Source organism: Streptomyces sp. NPDC005266 (assembly GCF_040607655.1).
In the GTDB taxonomy this organism is placed as follows: Bacteria; Actinomycetota; Actinomycetes; order Streptomycetales; family Streptomycetaceae; genus Streptomyces.
This window is the reverse complement of sequence record NZ_JBEXHC010000004.1, coordinates 134,269-145,050: the sequence shown is the minus strand read 5'-3', so window position 1 is coordinate 145,050 and position 10,782 is coordinate 134,269. Positions and strand designations below refer to the sequence as shown.

The 10,782-nt window shown below is 71.0% G+C and carries 13 protein-coding genes; 5 read left to right on the top strand and 8 right to left on the bottom strand.

The window, feature by feature from the left end; all coding sequences use genetic code 11:
• Nucleotides 1–106 precede the first annotated feature (106 nt).
• Together ABZU99_RS09680 and ABZU99_RS09675 are read left to right on the top strand one after the other, a co-directional pair.
• On the top strand, nucleotides 107–310 hold the full coding sequence (locus ABZU99_RS09680; RefSeq protein WP_355844516.1) for an MbtH family protein: 204 nt from the start codon (nucleotides 107–109) through the stop codon (nucleotides 308–310).
• Between the two features lie 130 nt (nucleotides 311–440).
• Nucleotides 441–1,304: an SAM-dependent methyltransferase gene (locus ABZU99_RS09675; protein ID WP_356044939.1), complete on the top strand. Its 864-nt coding sequence runs from the start codon at nucleotides 441–443 to the stop codon at nucleotides 1,302–1,304.
• Nucleotides 1,305–1,342: 38 nt separating this feature from the next.
• Here the strand turns inward: ABZU99_RS09675 and ABZU99_RS09670 are convergent, their stop codons facing one another.
• A complete protein-coding gene (locus ABZU99_RS09670; RefSeq protein ID WP_356044937.1) occupies nucleotides 1,343–2,266 on the bottom strand; it encodes an EamA family transporter in 924 nt (307 codons plus the stop codon).
• 83 nt (nucleotides 2,267–2,349) lie between these two features.
• Between ABZU99_RS09670 and ABZU99_RS09665 the strand changes: the two genes are divergently transcribed.
• Nucleotides 2,350–3,315 (top strand): LysR family transcriptional regulator, encoded by a 966-nt coding sequence (locus tag ABZU99_RS09665; RefSeq protein WP_356044934.1) that lies wholly within the window; start codon nucleotides 2,350–2,352, stop codon nucleotides 3,313–3,315.
• Here ABZU99_RS09665 and ABZU99_RS09660 read toward each other — a convergent pair.
• The 4 genes from ABZU99_RS09660 to ABZU99_RS09645 form a co-directional block, all read right to left on the bottom strand.
• Nucleotides 3,254–4,255, bottom strand: a complete 1,002-nt coding sequence (locus ABZU99_RS09660) for an alpha/beta hydrolase (protein WP_356044931.1) — start codon at nucleotides 4,253–4,255, stop codon at nucleotides 3,254–3,256. The genes ABZU99_RS09665 and ABZU99_RS09660 overlap by 62 nt on opposite strands.
• A 10-nt stretch (nucleotides 4,256–4,265) precedes the next feature.
• A complete protein-coding gene (locus ABZU99_RS09655) occupies nucleotides 4,266–5,318 on the bottom strand; it encodes an LLM class flavin-dependent oxidoreductase (RefSeq protein ID WP_356044928.1) in 1,053 nt (350 codons plus the stop codon).
• A complete protein-coding gene (locus ABZU99_RS09650; protein ID WP_356044925.1) occupies nucleotides 5,318–5,842 on the bottom strand; it encodes an SRPBCC family protein in 525 nt (174 codons plus the stop codon). Before ABZU99_RS09650 ends, ABZU99_RS09655 begins: the two co-directional genes overlap by 1 nt.
• Before the next feature lie 109 nt (nucleotides 5,843–5,951).
• A complete protein-coding gene (locus tag ABZU99_RS09645; protein ID WP_355941867.1) occupies nucleotides 5,952–6,449 on the bottom strand; it encodes a helix-turn-helix domain-containing protein in 498 nt (165 codons plus the stop codon).
• 213 nt (nucleotides 6,450–6,662) lie between these two features.
• Here ABZU99_RS09645 and ABZU99_RS09640 point away from each other — a divergent pair, with 213 nt between their 5' ends.
• Nucleotides 6,663–7,091 carry a protein-tyrosine phosphatase family protein gene (locus tag ABZU99_RS09640; RefSeq protein ID WP_356044921.1) on the top strand — a complete coding sequence of 143 codons (429 nt, stop codon included), beginning with the start codon at nucleotides 6,663–6,665 and terminating at the stop codon, nucleotides 7,089–7,091.
• Here the strand turns inward: ABZU99_RS09640 and ABZU99_RS09635 are convergent.
• From ABZU99_RS09635 to ABZU99_RS09625, 3 genes are all read right to left on the bottom strand, one after another.
• Entirely contained in the window at nucleotides 7,075–7,548 is a 474-nt protein-coding gene (locus tag ABZU99_RS09635; protein WP_356044918.1) for an SRPBCC family protein, read from the bottom strand. The two genes, ABZU99_RS09640 and ABZU99_RS09635, sit on opposite strands and share 17 nt — an antisense overlap.
• Nucleotides 7,549–7,683: 135 nt before the next feature.
• Nucleotides 7,684–8,655 carry a helix-turn-helix domain-containing protein gene (locus ABZU99_RS09630; protein WP_356044915.1) on the bottom strand — a complete coding sequence of 324 codons (972 nt, stop codon included), beginning with the start codon at nucleotides 8,653–8,655 and terminating at the stop codon, nucleotides 7,684–7,686.
• A 27-nt stretch (nucleotides 8,656–8,682) separates the two neighbouring features.
• Nucleotides 8,683–9,357 carry a TetR/AcrR family transcriptional regulator gene (locus ABZU99_RS09625; RefSeq protein WP_355941874.1) on the bottom strand — a complete coding sequence of 225 codons (675 nt, stop codon included), beginning with the start codon at nucleotides 9,355–9,357 and terminating at the stop codon, nucleotides 8,683–8,685.
• Nucleotides 9,358–9,496: 139 nt separating this feature from the next.
• On the opposite strand from ABZU99_RS09625, the gene ABZU99_RS09620 reads away from it, so the two are divergent.
• Nucleotides 9,497–10,702: a cytochrome P450 gene (locus ABZU99_RS09620; protein WP_355941877.1), complete on the top strand. Its 1,206-nt coding sequence runs from the start codon at nucleotides 9,497–9,499 to the stop codon at nucleotides 10,700–10,702.
• Nucleotides 10,703–10,782 lie beyond the last annotated feature (80 nt).

Sequence of the window (10,782 nt, the reverse complement as noted above, 5' to 3'; positions counted from 1 at the left end):
CCGTCCATTACCGTCCATCACCGCCCATCACTGCCCGCCACTATCCATCACCTATCAATCACTGTCCCTCACCTATCGATCACCACACGACAGGAGAACACCCACCATGGACGACAACGCCCGCTACCAGGTGCTGCGCAACGACGAGGACCAGTACTCGCTGTGGCCCGCCGACCTCGACGTCCCCGCGGGCTGGCAGACCGTCGGCAAGGAGGGCACCAAGGACGAGTGCTCCGCCTACGTTGACGAGGTATGGACCGACATGAGGCCCCGCAGCCTGCGCGAACGCATGGACAACGTGGCGTCCTGAGCCTGGTTGAGCAGGTGGTTGAGGGGCCGCGCCGGCCCCTCAACTGCCGCCCCCGGGGGGGCGGTTACGATCCTGTGGTGAGACGCCGCGATGCATGGGGATCGCGCCTCGACCGGAGGAGAAACATCACGTGAGCGCGCAAGGAATAGCGTCCCAGACCGGGAGCGGGCCGGAGCCCCCCAACACCCCCCTCAACCAGGGGCGGCCGCACAGCGCCCGGATGTACGACTACTTCCTGGGCGGCAAGGACAACTATGTGGCCGACCGTCAGGCCGCCGCCAAGGTGCTCACGTTGTGGCCGGGCGTCATGATCGCCGCCCGCACCAATCGCGCCTTCATGCAGCGCGCGGTCCGGTTCCTGGCCGTCGAGCGGGGTATCCGCCAGTTCCTGGACATCGGCACCGGCATTCCCACCCGGCCGAATCTGCATGAGGTCGCCCAGTCGGTGGCCCCGGAGTCGCGGGTCGTCTATGTGGACAACGACCCGATCGTGCTCGCCCACGCCCAGGCCCTGCTGAGGAGCGCTCCCCAGGGGCGTACCGCCTATGTCCACGCGGACATCACCGAGCCCGAGACGATCCTGACCTCGCCGGACCTCACCGACGTGCTGGATCTGTCCCAGCCCGTCGCGCTGAGCCTCGTCTCCCTGATGCACTTCGTCCCCGACGAGTGGGACCCCTACGGGCTCGTCCAGCGGCTGGTCGAGCCGCTCGCCCCCGGCTCCTATCTGGTGCTGAGCCATATCACCCCGGACTTCGACCCCGAGGCGACCCAGAAGACCGTGCAGGTCTACCACAGCCAGGGCATCGAGGGGAAAATCCGCACCCGGGACGAGGTGGAGCGCTTCTTCACCAGCCTTGAGCTGGTCGAGCCCGGGCTGGAGGTGCCGCACCGCTGGCGTACCGACCTGGCTGTCACGGACTCGCTGGTGGAGACCGGCGATGTGACCGATGAGGAGGTGTCCTTCTGGGCGGGCGTCGCCCGTAGGCCCTGACTCCAGGGGTTCGCCCGGGGTGCGCGACACGGACCCGGCTACGCCCGGGCGGCCCGCGATTCCCCGCGGGCCGCTCCGATGCCCGCCGTGACCACGAGCGCGGTGCCGGTGATCTGCGCGGCCGTGGGGGTCTGTGCGATCAGGACAAGGCCGGCCAGCAGGCTCACCGCCGGTTCGAGGCCGGCCAGGGTGCCGTAGGTGGCCTTGCCGATGTGCTGAAAGGCCCTCATCTCCAGCAGGAACGGCACCAGCGGCATCAGCACCGCGATGCCCGCCGCGGCGGCGAGGGTCGTGAGGTCGAGTGCCGTGAGGGCTGCGGGAGCGCCGAAGGGCGCGGCGACGAAGGCCGCGACCGTGAGCGACACGGCCAGCCCGTGCTGGGCCGAGAAGCGGCTGCCGACGTAGGCCGTGCCGATGACATAGAGCGCCCAGCAGGTGGCCGAGCCCAGTCCGAAGAGGATGCCGACGGTGTTCGCGGCGCCGCTCCAGGGCGAGGTGAGCAGCAGGACCCCGGCCGCGGCGAGGCCGAGCCAGGCCAGTTGACCGCGCCGCCGGGACGCGGCGACGGCCACCGCGAGCGGGCCGAGGAACTCCAGGGCGGTGGCGGTACCGAGCGGAAGCCGCGCGGCGGCTTCGGAGAACAGCAGCATCATGCCCGCGCTGACGGCGCCCAGCGCCACGGTGGCGAGCAGATCGGCGCGGGGTGTCGTCCGCATCACCCGCCGCAGGGATCGCCCGGTGAGCACGAGCAGAACGGCGGCCGCGAGGGTCAGCCGCAGCCAGGTGGTCCCGGCCGGCCCGAGCGTGTGGAACAGCTCGGTCGCCAGGGCGCTGCCGGTGTGCAGCACGATCATGGCGATGAGGACGAGCACGGCTCCGGACACACGGGGGGATCGGGCGTCTCCGCCGACGGCGCCGGTCGTGGCACCGGTCGCCGCGGTGGAGGTGGTGGGGACGGTCATGCGCTCATTGGACCGGGACGCGTTCGTTTCTGTCCACGGGCCAATGGTGGACGTGTTGGCCACTATCAGTGGAGAATGTGTGCGTGACGGCAGAGGACACCGGACGGCTCCCCGATCTCGGCCGGTTGCGGCTGCTGGTCGAGTTGCAACGGCTCGGCACCATGGCAGCGGTGGCCGAATCCACCGGGTACGGGACCTCCGCGGTCTCCAAGCATCTGTCCGTGCTGGAGCAGGAGATCGGGGTGCGGCTGCTGCGGCCGGTCGGCCGCCGGGTGCGGCTTACCCCGGCCGGTGAGCGGCTGGTCGAGCACGCCGTCGCCATTCTCGCCTCCGTGGAGGAGGCACGGGCGGAGCTGACCGGCGGGGCCGAGCCGGCCGGGCGGGTGCGGCTGGCGAGCTTCTCCACGGCGGTCGAGCCGGTGGTGCTGCCCGCGCTCAGCCGGCTGCGCGAGCGGTATCCGCGGGTCGAGGCCGAGGTGCGGGAGCACGAGCCCGAGCAGTCCGTGCACCTGTTGCGGTCGGGTGGCATCGATCTGGCGGTGGTGTACGACTACAGCCTGGTGCCGCGCGCCGTGCCACGGGAGCTGAGCGCCCGGCAGTTCCGGGAGGAGCCGCTGTATCTGGCCGTACCCGCGGGCCATCCGGGCGCCGGCCGCCCCGTCGAGCTGGCCGGGCTGCCGGACCTCGCCGCCACGGGCTGGATCGCCAATTCGCGGGGCACCGATGACGACGAACTGGTGCGGCGGGTGTGCGCGATCGCCGGGTTCATGCCCCGGATCGCCCACCGCGTGGACAGTGCGCATCTGGTGAACAGCCTGGTGGGTGCAGGTCTGGGGGTGGCGCTGCTGGCCGAGTCGGGGATCGGGCGATCCCGTACGGATGTCGTCTTCCGGCCGCTGGAACCACTGGCCGGCACCCGTCGCGGCTTTCTGCTGACGCGCGCCGGCCAGTGGTCCTGGCCACCGATCGCGGCCATGGTCGACTGCCTTACGTCAGGGTCCCGCCTCCCCCGTCCAGATGGGCCAGGAAGTCCAGCAGCGCCGCGTTGACCTCGTCGGGGCGCTCCTGCTGGGTCCAGTGGCCACAGCCCTTCAGCAGCACGCTGCGGTACAGCCGCGGCACGATGGTGTCGAGGTGTTTGATCGCCTTGTCCACGCCGCGCAGGGAGAGCACCATGTCGCGGTCGCCCGTGACGAACAGGGCGGGCACATCGATGCCGCGTCCCTGGAACGCGGTGAGCAGTTCGTTGTTGCGCGCGATGTTCCGGTACCAGTTGAGGCCCCCGGTGAAGGCGCGGTCACCGTGCCGGGCGTAGTCGGTGGCGAAGGCGGCGATGTCGTCCTCGGTGAGCCATCCGGGCAGCCGCTCCGGCTCCGGGGCCGTGTCCAGGAAGGTGGCACCGTCGGGGATGACCCAGGGTTGTGGCGAATCGTTGGCGGGGTTGTCGCCGGAACCGCCGTACAGGACGCGGCGGAACGTGGCGGCCGGGTCCTGCCCCAACTCGGCGTCGGCGACTCCGGGCTGCTGGAAGTAGACCTGGTAGAAGCCGTCCCCGTACAGCTCACGGGCGAGCGACGGAGGAGCCAGTCCGGCCGGCAGGTTCGGCGGGACGCTGAGCCCGGCGACGGCCCGTACGACATCGGGACGGAACATCGACGTGGCCCAGGCGACCGGCGCGCCCCAGTCGTGGCCGACGACGACCGCCCGCTCCTCACCGAGCGCGTGGATCAGGCCGATGACATCGCCGGTGAGATGCAGCAGGCTGTACGCGTGGACGTCATCGGGCTGGTCGCTGCGGGCGTAGCCGCGCTGATCGGGCGCCACCACCCGGTATCCGGCGGCCGCCAGCGGTCCGAACTGATGGCGCCAGGAATACCAGCTCTCCGGAAAGCCGTGCAGCAGAAGGACCAGTGGCCCCTCCCCCTGTTCGGCCACATGCAGTCCGACCCCGTTGACATCGACATAACTGTGCTTGACCGCGTCGGTCATGGATGACTCCTCACTGGAAAGAAACGGCCCGGACGAGGTCGATGGCCCGGCCGAGCGTGGTGAGACGGGCCTCGAGGGTGTCCCCGGCCGGGTAGAGGCGGACGGTGGTGACCCCGGCGTCCCGCCAGATCCGCAGCCGTTCGCGGACCATCGGCTCGGTGCCGATGAGGGTGGTGCTGAGCACCATCTCGTCGGTGATCAGGCCGGCGGCACCCTCGTGATCACCGGACTGCCAGCGCTCTCGGACGGCCGCCGCGACCTCGGCCCAGCCCTGGCGGCTGTAGGCGTCGTTGTAGTAATTGGTGGTGTTCGAGCCCATCCCGCCGAGGCTGAAGGCGAGTTCCTTCTTGCGCGGGGCGACGATCGCGCGCAACCGCTCCTCGTCCTCGGCGAAGTTGACCTCGGCGCCCTGGCAGACGTCCAGATCGGCGCGGGTGCGCCCGGAGGCGGCGAGCCCCTCGTCGAGATGACCGAAGTAGGCCGGCCCGGCGCCCTCGGGGACAAAACTGGTGCCCAGCCAGCCGTCGGCGATCTCTCCGGTCAGCCGGAGCATCTTGGGGGACAGCGTGGCGAGGTAGAGCGGGATGTGGTGTTCGGCGCGCATGGAAAGGCGCATGGGTTTGCCCTCGCCACCGGGCAGCGGAATCTGGAACTCCCGTCCCGAGTGGGCGATCTTCTCCCCCGCCAAGACCTGCCGGAGGATCTGTACGGTCTCCCGGGTCCGGGAGACCGGGCGGGCGAACGGAACGCCGTGCAGGCCCTCGATCACCTGCGGACCGGAGGGGCCGAGGCCGAGCAGAAAACGCCCCTGGGACAACCGGGAGAGGGTGATGGCGGTGCGGGCGATCAGCACCGGGCTGCGGGTGGCAAGCTGGATGATCCCGGAGCCGAGCAGCAACCGTTCGGTGCGGGCGGCGAGATAGCCCAGTGGTGAGGGGGCGTCGGAGCCCCATGCCTCGGCCACCCAGCAGATGTCCATGCCGAGCTTCTCCGCCTCGGTGACGAAGTCGACCGTCTCGGACCAGTTGCCGTCGGACGCCTCGACGGTGGTGGCGGTGCGCATCAGACGCCCGCCCCTCCCCCGGCCTCGGCTTGCTGCTTGATTGCCGCGAGCGTGGCGGTGATGCCGCTCTCGAACTCGCGCAACCGGACGAAGACGATCTTCTGCTCCTTCTCCGGCATCCGTTCGATCGCGAACGACAGCCCCGAAGGACCGGGGCCCATCCGCACCCACTGGCTCAACCTCGTGCCACCGTCGTACGGCTGGAGGGTGAACCGCCAGCTCGCGGCGGGATGTTCGGGGTCCTGTACGGCCCAGCCGAAAACGCGCGGCGGCTCGTACTCCACGATGTACGAGGTCGTCTCCCACTCGCCGAGGTCCCGGTGCTTGCTGCGTCCGGTGAACCGGGCGCCCAGCGCGGGGCGCGCCGCCGCGTCCTGCCAGGTGACCGACTGGAGTTCGGCGCTCATGGCGGGCATCCGTTCGATGTCCGACACCAGTTCCCAGACGCGCTCCACAGAGGCGTCGATCCAGGTGTCCACCTCCACGGTCGGTGTGTCGGCATACCGCGCACCCGTCCACTCCATCGCCGCTCAGCCTCCTTGCCTCGGGCAACCACTGCTGCGACCACGAGAGTTGCGTAGATAGACTCACCTGTCAAGGCAGAATCCCGGCAGCACGGTCACCCGCCGGGACTCAGTCCGCGAAGCGCGCCCTGACCTCCGGCCGCTCGGCCAGCCGGGGCGGATAGCCCGGACCCAGCCGGGCACGGGTGTTCTCGGACGTCATCGGCTCACCGCACTCCGAGCAGACCACCTCGGCATGGCTGTCGTGTCCGCACCGGTCATGGCGGAACACCACGGGCGGCCCGTCCTCGCCGCTCAGCCAGCGGTCGCCCCACCGGACCATGGCCATGATCACCCCGAAGAAGTCGCGCCCCTTCTCCGTGAGCAGATAGTCGTAGCGCACGGGGTCCGTCTGGTACGGGCGCTTCTCCAGCAGCCCCTCGTCCACCAGCCGGCGGAGCCGGTCGGTCAGGGTGTTCCGCGCTATCCCCAGGGACTGCTGGAACGCGTCGAACCGCCGGATACCGTAGAACGCCTCACGCAGCACCAAGGGCGTCCACCAGTCACCCAGCAGATCCATGGTGCGCGCGACCGAACAGGGCCACTGGGCAAACGACGTGCGTCTCATACGCGCCAGGATACGGACGTCTCAACGTAGGACCCAGCAGGTGAGGCGCGTACGGCAACCGCCGAGGCGGGAAGCGGATGTCGGCCCCCGCTAGGCTCGCGTCATGACCGACACGTGGAAACCCACAGCGGCGGGGGTGCTGCCCAGCAGGTGAGGCGCGTACGGCAACCGCCGAGGCGGGAAGCGGACGTCGGCCCCCGCTAGGCTCGCGTCATGACCGACACGTGGGAACCCACAGCGGCGGGGGTGCTGCGGCTGCCCTCGGGACGGCTGGTGCGCGGGCGCGGGCTGCGGCGGCCGCTGCCACCGGGCCCGGTGCCCATGTTCGCGCTGTATCTGCTGGGCCGTGAGCCACCCCCGGTCGGCTGGGAGGCCCGGTGGCTTCGCTGGCCGGACTTCCGGCTGCCGTCCGACCGCGCGGCGGCCGTCCACGCCCTGCGCGAGGCGTGGACGCGAGCCGAGGACGAACGCGTCGAGATCGCCTGCGGTGGCGGATACGGGCGGACCGGTACGGCCCTGGCCTGCCTGGCCGTGCTCGACGGCGTCCCCCGCGGCGAAGCGGTCGCCTACGTCCGCGGCCACTACGCCTCCCGGGCCGTGGAGACGCCCTGGCAACGCCGCTACGTCACCCGCTTTCCCTAGGTCGGACGGCCGGCCTCTGCTGCTCCTTGAGCAGGGCGTCGACCACACGCCCGAACAGCAGCCGGCCGGACCAGGCCGTCGGCGCGTCGAACAGCCGGGGCAGTCCCCGCACCCGGGCCTCCTCACACCACACGACCCGTGACCCGCCGCCGTCCCCGGGGCGCACCTCGATCTCGGCCCAGCCCCTGACCACCGAGCCGCGCTTCTCCAGACGGCAGAACCCCGCGCCCTCGTCCGTCGGCGGGTCCCAGCGCACGACCTCCATGGGGTCGTCGAACCCGGCCCGGCCGACACCGGTGCGCACCACGACCACCGTGCCCGGCCTCGTCGGCCCCGCCGGCCGGACGGTGACCGCGCTCAGGGGTACGTGGGCGGCATGGCGCTCCCAGTCGGTGAGCCGCCGCCAGGTCTCGGCGGCGGGCAGCGACGACTGTCGTTCGATGCGGAAGAGGGCCACAGCGGGATCGTAGGCGACGCGGGCCGCGCCCGCCGGATCAGGCAACCCCCGTCCGGCCGGGGCCCGGCCTCGGCGGCGCGGTGCCGGACGGTAACAGCCGTCCATTGATGAACCAGACGGGTGTGTCGTTGACGGTCATGCGGAAGGGCCCTTCGGAGCAGTGGTGAGGGGATCGCTCGCCCCGGGCCCGGCAGGGGCGGACGGCTCGGCGGGCCCGGCAGGGGCGGACGGCTCGGCGGGCCCGGCAGGGGCGGACGGCTCGGCGGGCCCGGCAGGGGCGGACGGCTCGGCGGCGGTGAGACTGCCCAGGAGGGCCAGCGCCCGTTCGGAGGAGCTTCCCGATTCGGCCTGGTAGACCACCAGTTGTTGTCCCGGGGCGCTGTTGACGGTCAGTGCTTCGTACTCCAGCACGAGTTCGCCCACCACGGGGTGGCGGAAGCGCTTGGTCTCATGGGTCTTCTGGCGGATCTCATGGCGCGCCCACAGTCTGCGGAAGGTCTCGCTCTTCAGCGACAGCTCGCCGACCAGATCGATCAGCTGGGGATCGTCGGGGTCGACACCCGCCCCGGCCCGCAGCCCGCCAACGGTGTTGACCGCCACCCGTTCCCAGTCCGGGTAGAACTCCCGCGCGTCCGGGTCGAGAAAGACCAGCCGCACCAGGTCCCCCTGGTAGGTGTGGCCGTCGAACAGCGCCTGACCCAGGGCATTGTGGGCCAGGACGGTCAGACACCGCCCCAGTACGACGGCGGGTGTCCGGGGCCAGTCGGCCATCATCCGCACCAGCGTCGGGCTGACCCGCTCACGCCGCCGGGGCCCGCGCCGCCGCGCCGGCGCCGGTCGCGCCAGCTGGTGCAGATAGGACACCGCGTCGTGGTCCAGGGCCAGGGCCCGGGCCAGAGCGTCGACCACCTGCACGGAGGGGCTGCGCTCGCGCCCCTGCTCCAGACGGACGTAGTAGTCGGTGCTCACCCCCGCCAGCATCGCCACTTCCTCCCGCCGCAGCCCCGTCACCCGGCGCCGGTGGCCGGCCGGTAGCCCCAGGTCCTCGGGGCGCAGCAGTTCGCGGCGGGCACGCAGAAACCGTCCGAGCAGGTTGTCGCTGTCCATGCCCTCGACACTAGATCCGCGAGGCGGTTAGCGGGGCGGTGGAAGGTGGCCGGGATACTCCTGGGCTCGACTCTCCCCCGAAGGGGAGGGCGGCACGGGAGAAGGGGTGAAGAGGCCCTCCAGGGCCCTGGTCATGTGGTCGCCGGTGAGCGGATCGGCGACGCCGCCGGTGGTGTAGATGCCCCGGTCCAGCTTGACGCCGCGGGTCATCGCACCGAGCAGTCCGGCCAGTTCGGCGCCCGGCAGGACGGGGCGATGGCCCGTCCGCTCGAACAGGGCGTCCAGCATGGTGCCGATGCGCCGGCTGAACCGCTCCTCGTGTTCCACCAGGGCGATGGCCGCGTTCCGGTCTCGGTGGGCCATCAGCCGGAATTCGAGATGGATGAAGACCCACCGCTCGTCCAGGGCCCCGCCGCTGATGATCTCGGCGAAGATGCGGGCCAGTTGGGGGGCGAGGTCCCGCTCGGTGTCCACGTCGGCGATCCGGTCACCGATGTGTTCGGCGGTGCGGTCGCTGTGGCGGCGGAAGACGTCGAGGAAGAGCTTCAGCTTGTTGTCGTAGTTCGAGTAGAAGGCCCCGGTGGTCCTGCCCGCGCACTGGCAGATGTAGCCGATCGAGGCGCCGTGGAAGCCACGTTCGGCGAAGGCCCGCTCCGCTCCGGCGAGCAGCGCTTCGACGGTCTTCGACCGTTGCGGCGGCATGCGGTGACTCTCTCCCCCCGGTCGTGTGGACCTGGCCGGATCCGTACGGTAGCCGACCCCTGATCCTTCGCCGGTAGGGAACCCTACCGGTAGGGTTCCCTACCGGCGAAGGATCAGGGACGATCACGAGGGAGCCTTTGTGAACGCACCGATGCCCACGGCCCACGACGACCTCCCCTCCTACCCCCGCGAGCGGGACGACTACATCAACCCGGCCCGCTCACTGCTCACCGGACAGCCCGTCACCCCGCTGAGGTTCGTCGGCGGCAGCGCCGGCTGGCTTGTCACCGGATATCACGAGGCACGCGAGGTGCTGCTGGATCCGCGGTTCAGCGCCGAGCGCTGGCGGGGGGACGACCCCGTCCGGGCCGTCCCGGAGTGGGTCCGGGCGAACAAGAGCAACGGGACCGGCTCGTTCCTGTTCATGGACGCGCCGCGGCACGGCCACTACCGCGGGCTGCTCATGCGGTACTTCACCGTGCGGCGGACGCGCGAGCTGGAGGGGCGCGTCGAGGCCATCGTGTCCGACCAGCTGGACGCCCTGGAAGCGGCGGGCAAACCGGCCGACCTGGTACGCCACTTCGCGATGCCGATTCCCTCGCTGGTGATCTGCGAGATGCTGGGCGTCCCGTACGAGGAGCGGGCGACCTTCCAGTCCGTCGCGACGCAACTTCTGCGCCAGGACCGCACCAACGAGGACTTCATCGCGGCGCGGGCCACGATGGGCGCGTTCATGGGAGCGCTGATCGAGGCCAGGCGCAAGGAGCCGCGGGACGATCTGATCTCCAAGCTGACCATGGTCGCCGAGCTGACGGACGCGGAGATCAACGGCATCGCGGCGCTGCTGCTGGTCGCCGGGCACGAGACCACTATGAACATGCTCAGCCTCGGCGTCTTCGCCCTGCTGCGCGACCCCGGGCAGCTGGCGCGGCTGCGGGCGGACGACTCGCTGGTCCCGGGGGCCGTGGAGGAGCTGCTGCGGTACCTCAGCATCGTCAACGCCTTCCCGGTCCGGATCGCCCTGGAGGACGTGGTGGTCGGCGGCGTCACGGTCAGGGCCGGTGAGAGCGTCGCGGTCTCGGTCCCGGCGGCGAACCGCGACGAGGCGCTGGTGAAGGACCCCGACACGCTCGACATCGGACGCCCCCGCAGCAGTCACCTGGCCTTCGGGTACGGCATCCATCAGTGCCTCGGGCAGCATCTGGCCCGCATCGAGCTCGCCGCGGGCTACCGCGGTCTGCTCGGCCGCTTCCCGGGGCTGCGGCTCGCCGTGGCCCCGGAGGAGGTCCCGATGCGCAGCGACATGGTCATCTACGGCGCGCACGAGCTGCCCGTCACCTGGTGAGGACCGTCGCCTCCGGCCACCGGTGAGCTGCGCACGGGGGCGGGGGCGGGCATGGTGGAGGGGAACCGCCGGGTACGTAC

What these genes read in the sequence shown, in the direction of transcription:
- ABZU99_RS09670 (WP_356044937.1), bottom strand. Translation starts at nt 2,266, where the DNA reads ATGACCGTCCCCACCACCTCCACCGCGGCGACCGGTGCCACGACCGGC.
- ABZU99_RS09630 (WP_356044915.1), bottom strand. Translation starts at nt 8,655, where the DNA reads ATGGACAGCGACAACCTGCTCGGACGGTTTCTGCGTGCCCGCCGCGAA.
- ABZU99_RS09645 (WP_355941867.1), bottom strand. Translation starts at nt 6,449, where the DNA reads ATGAGACGCACGTCGTTTGCCCAGTGGCCCTGTTCGGTCGCGCGCACC.
- ABZU99_RS09650 (WP_356044925.1), bottom strand. Translation starts at nt 5,842, where the DNA reads ATGGAGTGGACGGGTGCGCGGTATGCCGACACACCGACCGTGGAGGTG.
- ABZU99_RS09640 (WP_356044921.1), top strand. Translation starts at nt 6,663, where the DNA reads ATGACCGACACGTGGGAACCCACAGCGGCGGGGGTGCTGCGGCTGCCC.
- ABZU99_RS09680 (WP_355844516.1), top strand. Translation starts at nt 107, where the DNA reads ATGGACGACAACGCCCGCTACCAGGTGCTGCGCAACGACGAGGACCAG.
- ABZU99_RS09655 (WP_356044928.1), bottom strand. Translation starts at nt 5,318, where the DNA reads ATGCGCACCGCCACCACCGTCGAGGCGTCCGACGGCAACTGGTCCGAG.
- ABZU99_RS09625 (WP_355941874.1), bottom strand. Translation starts at nt 9,357, where the DNA reads ATGCCGCCGCAACGGTCGAAGACCGTCGAAGCGCTGCTCGCCGGAGCG.
- ABZU99_RS09660 (WP_356044931.1), bottom strand. Translation starts at nt 4,255, where the DNA reads ATGACCGACGCGGTCAAGCACAGTTATGTCGATGTCAACGGGGTCGGA.